This window comes from Chryseobacterium salipaludis, assembly GCF_022968825.1.
Classification (GTDB): domain Bacteria; phylum Bacteroidota; class Bacteroidia; order Flavobacteriales; family Weeksellaceae; genus Kaistella; species Kaistella salipaludis.
Genome location: NZ_JALHKS010000002.1, coordinates 106547 through 122035 on the forward strand (window position 1 = coordinate 106547; position 15489 = coordinate 122035).

The 15489-nt window shown below is 44.9% G+C and carries 16 protein-coding genes; 9 read left to right on the forward strand and 7 right to left on the reverse strand.

Annotated elements, in window-relative coordinates; genetic code table 11:
- Window positions 1-153 precede the first annotated feature (153 nt).
- Window positions 154-681, forward strand: coding sequence for an SPOR domain-containing protein (locus MVI27_RS03165; RefSeq protein ID WP_246959249.1), 528 nt, complete (start codon window positions 154-156; stop codon window positions 679-681).
- 80 nt (window positions 682-761) lie between these two features.
- On the opposite strand, the gene MVI27_RS03170 is transcribed toward MVI27_RS03165, so the two are convergent.
- The 6 genes from MVI27_RS03170 to MVI27_RS03195 form a co-directional block, all read right to left on the reverse strand.
- Window positions 762-1448, reverse strand: coding sequence for a response regulator transcription factor (locus MVI27_RS03170; protein ID WP_246959250.1), 687 nt, complete (start codon window positions 1446-1448; stop codon window positions 762-764).
- 45 nt (window positions 1449-1493) lie between these two features.
- Window positions 1494-3041, reverse strand: a complete 1548-nt coding sequence (locus MVI27_RS03175) for a sensor histidine kinase (RefSeq protein ID WP_246959251.1) — start codon at window positions 3039-3041, stop codon at window positions 1494-1496.
- A gap of 208 nt (window positions 3042-3249) precedes the next feature.
- Entirely contained in the window at window positions 3250-3603 is a 354-nt protein-coding gene (locus tag MVI27_RS03180; protein WP_246959252.1) for a hypothetical protein, read from the reverse strand.
- Window positions 3596-5665, reverse strand: coding sequence for a S9 family peptidase (locus MVI27_RS03185; protein ID WP_246959253.1), 2070 nt, complete (start codon window positions 5663-5665; stop codon window positions 3596-3598). Before MVI27_RS03185 ends, MVI27_RS03180 begins: the two co-directional genes overlap by 8 nt.
- Before the next feature lie 97 nt (window positions 5666-5762).
- Complete coding sequence (locus MVI27_RS03190; protein ID WP_246959784.1) at window positions 5763-6503, reverse strand: uroporphyrinogen-III synthase; 741 nt, start codon at window positions 6501-6503, stop codon at window positions 5763-5765.
- Between the two features lie 12 nt (window positions 6504-6515).
- Window positions 6516-7157 (reverse strand): DUF4271 domain-containing protein, encoded by a 642-nt coding sequence (locus tag MVI27_RS03195; protein WP_246959254.1) that lies wholly within the window; start codon window positions 7155-7157, stop codon window positions 6516-6518.
- A gap of 124 nt (window positions 7158-7281) precedes the next feature.
- Here MVI27_RS03195 and MVI27_RS03200 point away from each other — a divergent pair, with 124 nt between their 5' ends.
- The 4 genes from MVI27_RS03200 to MVI27_RS03215 are packed head-to-tail and all read left to right on the forward strand — an operon-like array spanning window position 7282 to window position 10658.
- Entirely contained in the window at window positions 7282-7998 is a 717-nt protein-coding gene (locus MVI27_RS03200) for a polyprenol monophosphomannose synthase (RefSeq protein ID WP_246959255.1), read from the forward strand.
- Window positions 7995-8411, forward strand: a complete 417-nt coding sequence (locus MVI27_RS03205) for a DUF4296 domain-containing protein (protein ID WP_246959256.1) — start codon at window positions 7995-7997, stop codon at window positions 8409-8411. Before MVI27_RS03200 ends, MVI27_RS03205 begins: the two co-directional genes overlap by 4 nt.
- 1 nt (window position 8412) lies before the next feature.
- Window positions 8413-9546: a tRNA guanosine(34) transglycosylase Tgt gene (gene tgt / locus MVI27_RS03210; RefSeq protein ID WP_246959257.1), complete on the forward strand. Its 1134-nt coding sequence runs from the start codon at window positions 8413-8415 to the stop codon at window positions 9544-9546.
- 17 nt (window positions 9547-9563) lie between these two features.
- Complete coding sequence (locus tag MVI27_RS03215) at window positions 9564-10658, forward strand: LptF/LptG family permease (RefSeq protein ID WP_246959258.1); 1095 nt, start codon at window positions 9564-9566, stop codon at window positions 10656-10658.
- Here MVI27_RS03215 and MVI27_RS03220 read toward each other — a convergent pair.
- Window positions 10652-11368 carry a biotin--[acetyl-CoA-carboxylase] ligase gene (locus MVI27_RS03220; RefSeq protein ID WP_246959259.1) on the reverse strand — a complete coding sequence of 239 codons (717 nt, stop codon included), beginning with the start codon at window positions 11366-11368 and terminating at the stop codon, window positions 10652-10654. The genes MVI27_RS03215 and MVI27_RS03220 overlap by 7 nt on opposite strands.
- An 87-nt stretch (window positions 11369-11455) precedes the next feature.
- On the opposite strand from MVI27_RS03220, the gene rsfS reads away from it, so the two are divergent.
- The 4 genes from rsfS to MVI27_RS03240 all read left to right on the forward strand — a co-directional run bounded on the left by rsfS (window position 11456) and on the right by MVI27_RS03240 (window position 15489).
- Entirely contained in the window at window positions 11456-11818 is a 363-nt protein-coding gene (gene rsfS, locus MVI27_RS03225; protein WP_246959260.1) for a ribosome silencing factor, read from the forward strand.
- 49 nt (window positions 11819-11867) lie between these two features.
- On the forward strand, window positions 11868-13865 hold the full coding sequence (gene ftsH / locus MVI27_RS03230; protein WP_246959261.1) for an ATP-dependent zinc metalloprotease FtsH: 1998 nt from the start codon (window positions 11868-11870) through the stop codon (window positions 13863-13865).
- 117 nt (window positions 13866-13982) lie between these two features.
- Window positions 13983-14564: an LUD domain-containing protein gene (locus tag MVI27_RS03235; protein WP_246959262.1), complete on the forward strand. Its 582-nt coding sequence runs from the start codon at window positions 13983-13985 to the stop codon at window positions 14562-14564.
- A gap of 49 nt (window positions 14565-14613) precedes the next feature.
- Window positions 14614-15489, forward strand: coding sequence for a phosphatidate cytidylyltransferase (locus MVI27_RS03240; protein ID WP_246959263.1), 876 nt, complete (start codon window positions 14614-14616; stop codon window positions 15487-15489).

Genomic DNA, 15489 nt, shown 5'->3' on the forward strand with positions numbered 1-15489 from the left:
AGTTTACTTTCAATTTGGCAAAAATAAGACTTTTAACACAAATTAACAGCAGATAGCGCGAGGCGGCGCCGAATGAGGTTAATTTGTAACTGTTCTAAATAGCACTTTTCGGTATCATTTTTATTTGTTTTAAATTTGCCTAAAATTTACCTAATGAAGATTTCAGCGTTATTTGCTCTCCTTGTTTTTACTCTTTTCAACAGCCGTGCAGCAGCACAACAGGTAGTCGTAAGTGACACCCTGTCCGGCACTCCCCTAACGATGATGATGGATGCCAAGGTAAACAGCCTGATGGCAGATATTGAAAATAAATGCAGCCGCGAAAATGAGCGCTCAGCAAGCAATGATGATTACCGCGCAACGCCGGCACGGCCCTCGGTACCGGAACGCGAACTCACACAAGCTGAGATCTGCCGGCGCAATCCGCGGATTATGGGTTATAAAATCCAGGTAGCGGTGGTGAAAAGCAATGAAGAAGCACGACAGATTGGCGCGAGCTTCCGCCGCAAGTTTCCAAGCATGAAAGTGGAAATCGACGCCTCCCTTCGTCCCAACTATAAAGTACTGGCAGGAAGTTATTTAACCAAGCAAAGTGCCGCCGGTGACCTTTCCCGGGTACGCCAGCAGTTCAATGGTGCGATCTCTGTTCAGTACCGCGTTTTCTGTGCGGAAGCGAAATAAGATCAATAACGCTACAACATAAAACCGGCGCGGAAACTTTGTTTCCGCGCCGGTTCATTTTTATAAACAATGGCTCGCCATTAATTCTTTACTAACAACCGGAAGCCTTCTCCGTGCACGTTGATGATTTCCAGGCCATCATCTTCTTTCAATAGTTTCCGAAGTTTAGCGATATATACATCCATACTTCTTGCGGTGAAATAATTTTCCTTTTTCCAGATTTTGCGCAGGGCCAGATCGCGCGGCATGAAATCGTTCCGGTGCAGGCACAGCAATTTCAGCAGTTCGTTTTCCTTTGGTGACAGTTTGTATTCTGTATCGTTCACCCGAAGCTGACGCAGCATACTGTCAAAATAAATATTACTGATTTTGAACTGTTCCTGCTCGCTGTCTTCCAGCACGGCGCTGCGCTGCAGGATGGCTTTAATTTTATACAAAAGCAGTTCGGTATCAAAAGGTTTGGTAATATAATCATCGGCGCCCAGCTGATAGCCTTTCAGAATATCTTCGCGCATGTTCCGCGCGGTGAGAAAGATAATCGGGATATTACGGTCAATGCGTTTTACATCTTCCGCCAGGCTGAACCCGTCTTTTTTAGGCATCATCACATCGAAGATACAGATGTCGTATTCATTCTCGGTGAATTCCTTCAAGCCCTGTTCGCCATCAGTTGCGAGCGTTACCTCAAAATTATTGATGGTTAAATAATCCTTCAGCACGGCACCAAAACTCTGGTCGTCTTCTACTAATAAGATTCTGTTGCTCATAATTTTGTTTTTTTTAATTTTTACATTTTTTTATTCAGCACCGTCTTAAGCCATCGGGAGCTTAATGGTAAAGGTGCTGCCTTTTCCCTTTTGCGAGTCCACCAGGATTTGTCCTTTGTGCAACTCGATGATTTTCTTCACATAGGTGAGGCCCAGCCCCTGCCCTTTTACATTGTGAATATTACCGGTTTCTTCGCGGAAAAATTTTTCGAAGATTCGGTTTTTATTATCCGTTTCCATTCCCGTACCCTTGTCAGCAATTTCAATAACATACCAATTGCCTTCGTTGCGAGTAGTTACTTTGATTTGTGGCGCTTCGGGAGAGTATTTATTGGCGTTGTCTAAAAGATTAATCAGCGCATTGGAAAGATGGAATTCATCTACTTTAAATCTGTACTTTTCCGCATTAAACTGCTGGGTTAAAGTACCATCGCGCTGCTCAACGATCAGGCCGAATGATTCTGTAATCTCCTGAATAAGTTCGCGCACATTGATTTCCTTTAAAAATAATACGACTTCGTTACGCTCCAGTTTAGACATGTTGAGCACGTTTTCCACCTGCTTTTTCATCCGGAGATTTTCCTGACGAATTAAACTTGAATAATATTTTACCTTGTCCGGATTGGTGGCAATTTTATCATTGGCCAGAGAATCGGTCGCGACTGATATGGTGGCCAGCGGCGTTTTAAACTCGTGCGACATGTTATTGATGAAGTCCGTTTTCACATCAGCAATTTTTTTCTGGCGCATCATATAATTGATGGAGATAATATAAATCCCTAAAATCGTCAGCAGCGACATAAAGGTTCCCAGCAGCATGGGCAGGTTATTCTTCGCCAGGGAATAATCCTTTCGCGGAAAAACAAGCGCCAGCGTGTAAAGTGTGCGGTCTTTGCTGTCCAGAAAAAGCGGATAGGTATAATTATCGCGGTCTTTTTGTTCAGAGAAGGTAGTATCTGCAATGGCAGTCACTTTATTGTCTTTGTTCATCACCGCAAAACCGAATTTGGTGTCCAGTCCGTTCAGTTTCAGTTCGCGCGCTAAAACGGAATCGAGCGTTTTCCGGTCGACCCTTTTTTCAATCGGCAGGTTGGTGGCATTCAGTTTGGCAAATTCACGCAGCGCATAGGTATTATTGCTGATGTCTTTGCTCAGCTGTGGGGTCAGCAACTCGGAAGTGTTCGGTGCTTTCCTGAACTTAAGAATCCCTTCGTCAGTGTACAACTTCGTGGTCATCAGGCTGTCTCCCTGCTGAGAGATCGGAATATTCTGGCTTTCGATAATACTTTTCTGAAATATTATAGTGGTACGGTCCGCCGAGTCCACATTGGATTGAATGTACGTTTGTGTGGGTTTATCACTGCTGTCAACAATTGTTTTGGTGAAAGCCTTTAAATCACCGTTCTGATATTTATCTACTTCCAGTTCCTGAACCTTCCGGGAGGAGGATTCCATGGCCGCATACACCTTATTGGTAAAATCCTGATTCAGCGCACTGTAAAGTTCCCGCAACCAGTAGAGTTGCAGTGAAACGAAAACAACCATGGAAATGGTCATCAGTACGGAGATAAAAGGAATGAATCTGTTATTCATCAGTTATTTTTAAATCAACTGTTAAAATTACTCTTTTTAAGATTATTGAAACAAAAAAAAGTTAAGTTTATTGTATGGGTTTTCTTAAAACGTTTTGTTTTAACATTTTAAATATAAACACGAGGCATTGCAAGAAATCAGCCATTGCGGGATATAAAAAAACCTCACCGTGCGGCAAGGTTTAAAAATGATGGTTTGCGAAAGGCTTTTAGTTAAATAAATCTTCATCAATAAAGTATTGAATGATTGCCTTTTTCATCAGAAGCTGCTGCTCATTAGGTTTAAGCTCCGGCAAAGTATCCAGCACCTCGAAATGCGGATAGCCTTCCTCATCGTAATGCGAAAACTTATAATATCCGAAAGGCTCCAGCAAGCGGCACACGGCAATATGCAAGAGATTCAGCTTATCGTCCTTGGTGTACTTCTGCGCACCGCTGCCCAATTCCTGCACGCCAATCAGGAAAAGCAGGGTATCAATCGGCGGATGGGCTTCGGTTTCAAAATGTGTTACAAAGAACTGCTCTACTTCTGCCCACAGTTCTCCCTCTGTTTTATTATTCATATTTATTTTCTAATTTAAGCAGAAACGCATATTCCAGCGCATCCTCTTTCAATGATTCAAATCTGCCGCTCGCGCCGCCGTGGCCGGAACTCATATCGGTGCGGAACAACAGCAGATTATTGTCTGTTTTCAGCTCACGCAGTTTCGCCACCCATTTCGCAGGTTCCCAGTACTGTACCTGCGAATCGTGCAGACCGGTGGTTACCAGCAGATGCGGATACTCCACGCTTTGCACATTATCATACGGTGAGTAGGATTTTATGTAATGGTAATATTCCTCATGTTTTGGATTACCCCACTCATCGAATTCACCGGTGGTCAGCGGGATTGTTTCATCCAGCATGGTAGTGACCACATCCACGAAAGGTACCTGGGCCACGACCCCATTAAACAGGGAAGGCTCCATATTCATCACAGCGCCTACCAGCAGGCCACCGGCACTGCCGCCCATGGCATATAAATGTGGTGAGGAGGTATAGTTGTTCTGTACCAGGAATTTAGCCGCATCAATAAAATCAAAGAAGGTGTTTTTCTTTTGCAGCATTTTACCGTCTTCATACCAGTCACGACCCAGATATTCTCCGCCGCGGATGTGCGCAATTGCATACACGAAACCACGATTCAGCAGGGAAAGCCGTACGCTGGAAAAGCTGGCGTCTACCGTATGGCCATAGCTTCCATAACCGTACAGCAATAAAGGCGTATCAGCCGACAGTTGTGTATCTTTATGGTACACCAAAGAAACCGGAACTGATTTTCCGTCCCGCGCCGGCGCCCAGACACGTTCCGAAACATAATTGGACGGTGCAAAGCCCGGTTCCAGCACTTCCTGTTCTTTAAGCAGCGTGCGTTCATGGGTTTTCATGTTAAATTCATACGTGCAGCTTGGCTGGGTAAGCGATGTATAGCCATAGCGCAAAACATCTGTCTCAAATTCCAGGTTCAGACCGATGTACGCTGTATACGCGGGATCCGAGAAAGGAAGGTAAAACAAAGCTTTCTGCGCATAATCGGTAATGCAGATATGCAGTAACCCTTCGCGGCGTTCCTCCAGAACCAGATAATCCTTAAATATTTCAAAACCTTCCAGCAGAACTTCTTCGCGGTGCGGCACAAGATCTTTCCAATGCTCAATACCCGGTTGCGCCACAGGTGTTGTCACGATTTTAAAATTGGTTGCGTCATCCGCATTGGTAATGATATAAAACTGATCCTGATAATGCTCCACCGCATATTCCAGGTCTTCCATGCGCGGCTGAATGACAGTCCACGGCGCAAACACATCGCTTGCCGGAATAAAACGGTGCTCATCTGAAACCGTACTGGAACTGGCGATGAAAATATATTCCAGTGACTTGGTTTTAAAAACATTTACATCAAACGCTTCATCTTCTTCATGAAACACGAGCACATCCTGCGAGGAATCTGTACCCAATTGATGCAGATACACCTGAAAAGCGCGGAGATTATCATCTTTTCTAATGTAATATACATGCTCATTATCATTAGCCCAAACCACTTTACCGGTTGTGTTGGCAATCTGATCCTGCAGCAATTCCCCGGTTTCCAGATCTTTAAAATACACCGTGTAAATACGACGGCCCAGCACATCTGTACTGTAAGACATCAGTTTATTGTTGGGTGATACCGCCAAACTTCCCACTTCAAAAAATTCATGGTGCTGCGCCGGGATATTGGCATCCAGCAGCAGCTCCTCGGCAGCTTCCAGCGAAAGATATTTTCTGGTAAACAGCGGATGTTCTCTTCCCTGTTCATAGCGCACGATGTACCAGTATTTATTAAAGAAATAGGGCAGCGAAGAATCGTCTTCCCGGTAGCGCGCTTTCATTTCTGCAAAGAGTTTTTCCTGCAAAGTTTCGGTATCCTGCATCATCGCGTCCACATAACTGTTTTCTGCCTGCAGATAGGCGGTTACCGCCGGATTGTCGCGCTCATTAATCCAGAAATAGGAATCAGTGCGTATGTCGCCATGGGTTTGCAGTTCTTTTGGAATCTTCTGCGCCATGGGAGGCTGGTGTACTGGTGTACTATCTTTAATCATTATGTTATAAAGGTATGTTATAAAAATAAAAACCGTCTTTCCTAGGAGAAAAGGCGGTTTTCAGGTTATTATAAAATTCGTAAAAATAAGTCCTGGTTTATTTCTCCAGATTACGGATATATTTCTCGATGGCCATGGTCATGGACGGCGACTCTTTCGTGGGCGCCATCACGTCCACCCGAAGTTTTGCATCTTTGGCAGCCTGCTCGGTAGTGGAACCAAACACGGCTACTTTGGTATCTCCCTGCTCAAATTCCGGGAAGTTTTCGCCCAGCGAGCGAATTCCCTGCGGACTGAAGAAAATCAGCATATCATAATCCTTAATGGCGATATCGCTCAGGTCGCTGCATACCGTGCGGTACATGGTAGCGCGTGTCCAGTCCACACCGCTGGCATCCAGAACTCTCGGAATGTCCGGACTCAGAATATCTGATGAAGGCAGGAGGTATTTCTCATCCGGGAACTTTTTAAATAAAGGCGCCAGATCAGAAAAAGTTTTTTCACCAAAAGCAATCTTGCGTTTTCTGTACACGATGTGCTTTTGCAGATAGTTGGCTACCGCCTCGGACTGGCAGATATACCGCATGGAATCCGGAACCGTAAAACGCATTTCTTCAGCCAGGCGGAAATAATGGTCAATCGCATTCCGGCTGGTAAAAATGATCCCGGTGTACTGCGTGAGATCAATTTTTTGTGTCCGCAACTCTTTGGCATCTACTCCTTCCACATGGATGAAGGGCCGGAAATCTATTCTGATTTTTTCTTTCTTGGCGATTTCCAGGTAGGGCGAAGATTCATTCGGCGCAGGCTGCGACACCAGGATAGATTTAATTTTCATCATGAGTTTGTCTTAAATATATAATAGCCGCCAAAGGGCCAGCAAGGGTATAATTTGAAGGGTGCAAATATACAAAATTTTATAAAATGTTTTCTCGGGAAAAGCCGGCTGCGTGGCCAGCAGAAACACTAAGTTCTTGAAGACGAAGACGATGACCAATCCCCACACGTACCAACTGAAGACAACCTTCAGCTCTTGAGGATAATAATAATGCATGAAACATACACCAAATAAAAGCAGTGAGGCGCTGAAAAAAAATTTGGACGCCACAAACTGCAGATGGTTCCACCGTTCCGCATCATTACTGGCTTTATAAAACAAATAAGTCAGGCCGGCACGCAGCACATAAAACCCGCTCAGCACTAAAAAGGTATAGCCGAATTTATTTAGCTCATAACCAAACAATTGCAGTCTTAAGACAAACTGCGGAACAATGGGAATCGTTTGAGAGAGCAATGTGGTAAGCAACACAACATAGATAAAACTCACAATAAGCCAGCTCAGGAAGTTATTGGTTACGTCCGCATATTGCTGAAAAAGAAAACTGCGCACGGTAGAATCCCGATGCAGATAAATAAGCATAAAAAGATACAGCGCAAAGCAGGCCGTCAAAACAAAAATTACCCAATCATTTTGCTGTACAATTCTTACCAAAGAAATTTTTTTGCAAAAATACTAATATTAGGGTAATAGTTTATTTTAAAAAAGATAAAGCAGCGCCGGCACGCCGGATGAGATCACGAAGGAAAAAGTTTATCTTTGCACATTAATTTTCCGGATGAAAAAACTCGTCATCATTCCGACGTACAACGAAATCGAAAACATTGAAAACATTATTGCTGCCGTCTTCAGCCTGCAGCAGGATTTCGAAGTACTGGTGGTGGATGACTCATCACCGGATGGTACGGCAGAGGTTGTAAAAAGAATGCAAACTACCAGCAACGGGCAACTGCATCTGGAGATTCGCAAAGTTAAGGACGGATTGGGGCAAGCCTATATCCACGGGTTTCGCTGGGCCCTGAAAAACGGTTACGACTATATCTTTGAGATGGATGCCGACTTTTCCCACAATCCGCAGGACCTTCCGCGTCTGTACGAAGCCTGTCGTACCGCTGATATGAGTGTAGGCTCGCGGTATGCCCGCGGCGTCAATGTCGTAAACTGGCCCATGGGTCGGGTGTTGTTATCCTACGGCGCTTCTATTTATGTACGCAAGATTCTGGGAATTCAAATCCGGGACACCACAGCCGGTTTTGTTTGTTTTTCGCGGCGTGTGCTGGAAGAAATTAATTTAGACCAGATTCGGCTGAAAGGCTACGGCTTTCAAATTGAAATGAAATTCCGTGCCCTGCAGAAAGGATTTAAAGTCGTGGAAGTTCCCATTATTTTTACCAACCGTGAGTTGGGTACCAGCAAAATGAACGGCGGCATTATTCATGAAGCGGTTTTCGGTGTCCTGAATATGAAATGGAAATCACTGATCGGCAAATTATGAAACACCTTATATATATACTGTTGTTTTTTCTGTGTGCCTGCACAGAGCTGATCGATAAACCCAAAGAGGTCATCGAAAAAGAGGTTATGGCGGAAATGATTGCTGATTTTGCCATCAATGAACAAATCATGGGCATGTCCGATAACTACAATCTGGATAACGCCACACGCTTCACCATGAAAAAATATAAAGTAACTTCTGCAGCCTATGCCGACAGTTACCGATACTATACCGCCACCGGCGATATGGATAAAATCCTAAAACGCGCACAGAAAATTATTATAAAACGCGATCCGGAAGCCGGCCAATATATCGAAGAGCAAATCGCAGAAGAGAAGCGAAAGGAAAAGGAAAGGCAGGAAAAAGAAAAGAAAGAACAAGAAAAAGCGCGCTCCGGCGAAACGAATAATTAATATGTCCGATTTTTTTACAATAAATACTACGACCACCGGCAAAGCAAGAGCCGGTACCATGACTACTGATCACGGAACCATTCAGACCCCGATTTTTATGCCGGTCGGTACCGTTGCTTCGGTGAAAACAGTCCATCAGCAGGAACTTAAAAATGACATTCGTGCCCAGATTATCCTGGGAAACACCTATCACCTGAATCTGCGTCCCGGCATGGAGGTAATGCAGCGGGCGGGCGGACTGCATAAATTCATGGGCTGGGATCTGCCCATTCTGACAGATTCCGGCGGATACCAGGTCTTCTCTTTATCCAAATCCCGCAAAATGAATGAAGAGGGTGTGAAATTTAAATCACACATTGACGGCAGCAGCCATTTCATCTCTCCCGAAAAATCAATGGAAATTCAGCGACAGATCGGTGCCGATATTTTTATGGCCTTTGATGAGTGCACACCGTATCCCTGTGAATATAATCAGGCCCGGGAATCCATGGAACTCACCCACCGCTGGCTGAAAAGATGCATTCAGTGGACGGAAGACAATCCCGAATTGTATGGCTACCGCCAAAGATTATTTCCCATTGTGCAGGGTTCCACGTATTCGGACCTGCGCAAACAATCCGCGGAATTTATTTCTGAACAGAATGCAGAAGGAAATGCCATCGGCGGACTTTCCGTCGGAGAACCGGAAGAGGAAATGTACCGCATTACCGATGAAGTGACCGATATTTTACCAAAAGAAAAGCCACGATACCTCATGGGCGTAGGCACACCGTGGAATATCCTGGAAGCCATCGGGCTTGGCGTGGATATGATGGACTGCGTAATGCCGACCAGAAATGCGCGCAACGCCATGCTCTTCACCTGGAACGGCGTGATGAACATGAAAAACGAAAAGTGGAAAACAGATTTCTCTCCGCTGGATGAATTTGGTACCAGTCATGTGGACAGCGCCTACACAAAAGCGTATGTTCGCCACCTGTTTGCCGCACGGGAATACCTTGGCAAGCAGATTGCGTCCATCCACAATCTGGCGTTCTATCTGGAGCTGGTACGCGTAGCCCGCGAGCATATTGTAGCCGGCGATTTCTATGAGTGGAAAGACAGGGTAATCCCACAACTGAAACAGCGCCTCTGATCAACGTTTGACAGCTGATGAAAATAATAGACCTTTATATCATCCGTAAATACCTGGGCACTTTTGGCTTTATGCTGGCTTTGCTCAGTATCATCGTATTGGTGATCGATGTGCAGGCAAAAGCGCCGCGTATTGAGTCCAACGGATTTAAGGTAAGTGAATTTCTGATCAATTTCTATCCCTTCTGGATTGTGAATCTGATCATTACCTTCATGTCTATTCTGGTTTTTATCTCGGTTATTTTCTTCACTTCGAAACTGGCAAATGACACCGAGATTGTCGCCATTATCAGTTCCGGTGCAAGCTTTCACCGGTTTGCGCGGCCTTACTTAATCACTTCGGGTTTTATTGCTTTGTCTGCTCTGGCTATCAATCACTTTGTACTGCCCCTGGCGAATATGAAAAAGAATGAGCTGGAACCGTACACCTATAACGCGAAAAAACGGGAAGGATTTACCGGTACAGCCGAGGTGGCCACGCAACTGTCCCGCCTGGAATATATCTTCCTGAAATCATATAACCGAAAAGAAAAACGCGGCAACGGCATTTTTTATCAGAAGTTTAATGACAAGCAGCAACTGGTCTATCAGATTAATGGCGCGGAATTCAGCTGGCAACCGGATAAAAAGCAATTTCAGATCAGCGATTACCTCATCAAAACATTTCTGCCCAATCAAAAGGAAAAACTGGAGCAGGGCAGCGTGATGCTGAAGGATTTTGGCCTGCCGCCGGAAGAATTATTCCCCGATGTTCTGCTCGGCCAGAATAAAACAACACCGGACCTGCTCACTTTTATCGATCGCGAAAAACAGAAAGGCAACGCCAACCTGAATGATTATTTAAATGAGCTTCACCAGCGAACTTCCATGCCGTTTTCCGTGATTGTCCTCACCTTTCTGGGACTGTCTCTTTCCTCCGAAAAGAAACGCGGCGGGCTGGGCATGAATCTGGCGATTGGTATTGCACTGGCCTTTGTTTTTGTCTTCTCTTTCGAAGCATTAAAAGTAGTTTCTGCGAACCAAACGCTGCCGCCGGCATTGGCTATGTGGCTGCCGAATATCATCTTTACGCCCATTGCCTTGTTTTTATATTTACGGCGTGCAAATCAGTAAAGCATGGTAATTTCCTGATTCCGAAATCTCTGTACACCTTCATTTTCCAAATCTACCAGCAGCAGTCCGTTTGAATCCATTTCCCGGATAATGCCATTTTGTCTGCCGGATTTTGTGTCGAACACCATTACTTTTCCTTTACCGAAAAGCCGGTCATTGATGTTTTTAATAATATCTGGTGCAGAAATATTACCGGTAATGTGCGCGGTTAAAAAAGCGTGTAAATCTTCTGCAACTTGTTTGGGATCATAGGAATGTCCGGTCTGGCTCAGCAAAGATCCCGCTTTTGGCAAACCCGGAAATTCGCGTTGCAACACATTCAGTCCGATTCCAATAAGATAATAAGGCTGTCTCTCCACCGTAACACGTTCTGTTAAGAGACCGGCGATTTTTTTTTGATTTAAAATAATGTCATTGGGCCATTTGATTTCCACTGCTTGTTTTGTCAAATTGGCAACAAAATCAGCCACCAAAGCAGCGGTACGAAAATTGAATAAAACAGCCTGAATCTCACACTCTTTTTCAGCAATGGCAAGTGTGTAGGCAATATTCCGGTTTGCGGGCATTTCCCAAACCTTTCCGTACTGCCCGCGTCCACCGGTTTGATCAAGTGTAAATAAAGCCAAAAGCCCGGTTTGATTGTCTTTTAGAAATTGCAGGATTTCCTGTTGCGTAGAACTGCATTGAGCGATGTAAAGAAGCGGGGCCATTTAAGAAAACTTTAAGATTCAGCGGCTGTAAATGTGAGACTATTTAGAGAAAAAAACAATAAATTTGCAGATTATACAAAATTTTGAATGAGTAAAACCACAGAAAAGCAACTACTTATAGATACCATCGTAGATGCGATCCAAGATACCAAGGGAGAAGATATTATGATCTTCGACCTTTCCAAAATCGAAAACTCGGTAGCCCAGACCTTTGTGATCTGCACCGGGAATTCGAACACCCAGGTTTCAGCCATTGCCGGCAATATCGAAAAGAAAGTACGAAACGAAATTCACGACCGCCCGTGGCACGTGGAAGGAACGGAGAATGCCTTATGGATTCTGCTGGACTATGTATCCGTAGTCGTGCACGTATTCCAGCGGCAAACGCGTGAATATTATGAGATTGAAGAGCTTTGGGGCGATGCGGAAATCACAACAATAGAAAATTAAATACTACCGTTGACGAAGCAACTCTTCGTCAAAATTTTTATAAAAAGACATGAATAACAATAAAGGATTTAACTGGTTTTTCCCCATCGCGATTGCAGCCGTCCTGATATTTTTCTTCACCAATATGGGTGGGGATTCGTCAGCCAACAATCTGGATGAAGAAGGTTTTTACCAGTTGATGGAACAGGGCAAGGTGCAAAATGTGATGATTTACAAAGACACCGAAAAAGCCGATGTATTCCTCACAAAAGCTGCCAAGGCAGAAGCCGCTACCAAAGAAGTACAGCGCGAACGCAGTCCGTTTTCGGCATTTGATTTTTCACCAAAGCCGGATTACACCTTAAGTTTCGGCGACCTGCAGCTTTTCCTGGAAAAGTTTGATACCATTAAAAAAGAAAACCCTGCGATCGCGACCAAGAAGGATTACGGCGTTGGGAAGAACCCAATGACCGAACTGCTCTTTACCGCGATTTTCTGGATTGCCATTATGGCACTGTTCTATTTCGTTATCTTCCGCAGAATGATGGGCGGCGGTGGCGGCAATGGTCCTGGCGGACAAATTTTCTCCATTGGGAAATCACGTGCGAAATTGTTTGACGAAAAAGACAAAGTTCAGGTTACATTTAAAGATGTAGCCGGCTTGGAAGGTGCGAAGGAAGAAGTACAGGAGGTGGTGGATTTCCTGAAGAACTCTGATAAATACACCAAACTCGGTGGTAAGATTCCCAAAGGGGTACTGCTGGTAGGTCCTCCGGGAACGGGTAAAACCTTATTGGCAAAAGCGGTTGCCGGTGAAGCGAAAGTACCGTTCTTCTCACTGTCCGGCTCTGATTTTGTGGAAATGTTTGTGGGTGTGGGTGCTTCTCGTGTACGTGATTTATTTGCGCAGGCAAAGGCAAAATCACCGGCGATTATATTTATTGACGAGATTGATGCAATCGGCCGTGCCCGTGGTAAAGGAAATATTACCGGCGGAAACGATGAACGCGAAAATACCCTGAACCAACTCCTTACGGAAATGGATGGCTTCGGTACCGATACGAACGTGATCGTGATGGCTGCCACCAACCGCGCAGATATTCTGGATAAAGCCTTAATGCGCGCCGGACGTTTTGACCGTTCCATTTATGTGGATCTTCCGGAACTGCACGAGCGAAAAGAAATCTTCGAAGTGCACCTGGCGAAAATCAAACTTGACCCGAATATCGACCGTGAGTTTTTGGCGAAACAGACGCCAGGCTTCAGTGGTGCTGATATTGCTAACGTTTGTAATGAAGCAGCCCTGATTGCGGCCAGAAATGACCACGAGTCGGTGACCAAACAGGATTTCCTGGATGCGGTAGACCGGATCATCGGTGGGCTTGAAAAGAAAAACAAAGCCATTAAACCATCCGAGAAAAGACGTGTGGCTTATCACGAAGCAGGTCACGCTACTATTTCCTGGCTGGTGGAACACGCAGCTCCGCTGTTGAAAGTAACCATTGTTCCGCGCGGACGTTCCCTGGGTGCTGCCTGGTATCTGCCGGAGGAAAGACAACTGACCACCACAGAACAGATGTACGACGAACTGTGCGCCACCCTGGGCGGACGTGCTGCCGAACAGACGATTTTCGGGAATATTTCCACCGGAGCGTTATCCGATCTGGAACGTGTGACCAAACAGGCGCAGGCCATGGTAACCATTTATGGTTTAAATGATAAGCTGGGGAATATTTCCTACTACGACAGTTCAGGCCAATCTGAATACAGTTTTGGAAAACCGTATTCTGACCAGACTGCCAAAATGATTGATGAGGAAATCTCTAAAATCATCGAGACGCAATACCAGCGGGCTTTGCAAATTCTGGAAGAGAACAAGGATAAGCTGGATGCACTAGCTAATAAACTTTTGGAAAAAGAAGTTATTTTCCGTGAAGACCTGGAAGAGATTTTCGGTAAAAGAGCCTGGGATCCGGAGCTGACAGAGCAGCCGGTATCCTCCGCGCAGCCGGAAAATCCTGTACAGGAAGAAGAAGTGATTGCACCGGATTCCGGTACTCAGCTTTAATATAAATAGCTCCCGCTGGGTGTCTTCATGGGCACAAAGCGGGAGTTTTCCGTTAAAGCGGTACAGTTTCAGCAAATATTTTTTATTTTTGTTTAACATTCGTAAAAATGAGCGGCATTGAGTATATTTAAAAAATGGGTAGGTAAAATACTGAATCAGCCTGAACCGGAAGAAAGTCAGGATCTGATCAAGATGGGAGAACAGCTGAAAAATGCTGATCTTGATTATAAGTTTGCCCAATTATTTACGCATTCCGGTGGTTTTTTCAATTATTGTGCAGATGAAGCCGAAGCTTTGCAGACGCTGAATCACATCATCAAACTGGAGCACATCAAGTCTGTTTTCTGCTGGGATCAGGACCTGAAAAACTTTCTGGATGTGGTGGATGTACCCTACACCAAGGAACTGGAACTCTTTAATGACTGCGCTTTCATCACCTGCGAATATCTGATTGCCTATGACGGTCGGATCATGCTGTCACATAATAATATCCTGCATTACCACTCGAGCCGCCTGCCGGAGAAGATTATTATCATGGCCAATGTTTCCCAGATTGTCACCAATCTGAATGATGCAATGGGCAAAATCAAACGCAACGGGAACATCCGGAACCTCACGTCCATCAGTGGCGGCAATTCCAAGCTGGACACGCCTAATAAGGACAATACTAAATTATTCCTCTTACTTATTGAAGATTAAGTTCCGCACCTTCTGCGCGGGCTGTTAACCCTTTATACTCTTATCCATTTTGGACAGAAATCTAATCCAGCGCCTGATTGGCGGAGCCCTTTATGGTTTTGTCGTTATCGCGTGCACCACCCCACTGGGCGCTTCGCTGCTGAACACTATATCTCCGGAACTGGTGCAGCAGCAACATCTGTATTTCGGACTTATTACTTTTTTGCTTTTTGTGGGCGCCTGGGAATGCGTTCGCCTGATGAAGTTTGATCCCAAGGGGTATGAAAAATGGGTGGTACTTCCACTTATTGTCTTTGTTTTTTACCGGTTTGCCAAACGGTATTTTGAACATGGTTTTTATTTTAATGTAAACCTGTCGGAAATCCTGGCGCTTTCTCTTATTCTAATTGCCGTCATCACCCTGTTTCGTTTTCCAAAGGAATTATATTACGACAGCGGTAAACTGATCTTCACGGTTATTTATACTGCCTTGCCGTTCAGTTTTGCCTTAGGACTGCCTAAATTTTCTGTTGTGTCCGGCACTTTTACTTTGGAGGTATTTCTGCTTTTTGTGTTAATCTGGAGCAGCGACAGTTTCGCGTATTTCACGGGCCGGATGTTTGGCAAGCATAAAATGGCACCGCGCATTTCACCCAAGAAAACCTGGGAAGGATTTGCAGGTGGTGTCTTCTTCACCGTGATATTAGGATATTTTATAGAAAGCAACTATCCCGATCTGCGTGGCAACTTTATGATTGTTGGTTTCCTGGTAGCGGTTTTTGCGCCTTTAGGAGATCTGGTGGAGAGCCAGTTGAAGCGTACATTCGGTGTAAAGGATTCCGGGAATGTCATCCCGGGTCATGGCGGAATTCTCGACCGGCTGGACAGTTTCATAATCTGTGCCCCTGTTGTATATTTGTACTTTATTCTAGAAAAACTAATATAG

Bases quoted from the DNA above. Each gene is read 5' to 3' on its own strand.
- MVI27_RS03175 (WP_246959251.1), bottom strand. From the start codon at position 3,041: ATGAATAACAGATTCATTCCTTTTATCTCCGTACTGATGACCATTTCC.
- MVI27_RS03170 (WP_246959250.1), bottom strand. From the start codon at position 1,448: ATGAGCAACAGAATCTTATTAGTAGAAGACGACCAGAGTTTTGGTGCC.
- rsfS (WP_246959260.1), top strand. From the start codon at position 11,456: ATGAGTAAAACCACAGAAAAGCAACTACTTATAGATACCATCGTAGAT.
- tgt (WP_246959257.1), top strand. From the start codon at position 8,413: ATGTCCGATTTTTTTACAATAAATACTACGACCACCGGCAAAGCAAGA.
- MVI27_RS03205 (WP_246959256.1), top strand. From the start codon at position 7,995: ATGAAACACCTTATATATATACTGTTGTTTTTTCTGTGTGCCTGCACA.
- MVI27_RS03190 (WP_246959784.1), bottom strand. From the start codon at position 6,503: ATGAAAATTAAATCTATCCTGGTGTCGCAGCCTGCGCCGAATGAATCT.
- ftsH (WP_246959261.1), top strand. From the start codon at position 11,868: ATGAATAACAATAAAGGATTTAACTGGTTTTTCCCCATCGCGATTGCA.
- MVI27_RS03215 (WP_246959258.1), top strand. From the start codon at position 9,564: ATGAAAATAATAGACCTTTATATCATCCGTAAATACCTGGGCACTTTT.
- MVI27_RS03180 (WP_246959252.1), bottom strand. From the start codon at position 3,603: ATGAATAATAAAACAGAGGGAGAACTGTGGGCAGAAGTAGAGCAGTTC.
- MVI27_RS03165 (WP_246959249.1), top strand. From the start codon at position 154: ATGAAGATTTCAGCGTTATTTGCTCTCCTTGTTTTTACTCTTTTCAAC.
- MVI27_RS03185 (WP_246959253.1), bottom strand. From the start codon at position 5,665: ATGATTAAAGATAGTACACCAGTACACCAGCCTCCCATGGCGCAGAAG.
- MVI27_RS03200 (WP_246959255.1), top strand. From the start codon at position 7,282: ATGAAAAAACTCGTCATCATTCCGACGTACAACGAAATCGAAAACATT.
- MVI27_RS03220 (WP_246959259.1), bottom strand. From the start codon at position 11,368: ATGGCCCCGCTTCTTTACATCGCTCAATGCAGTTCTACGCAACAGGAA.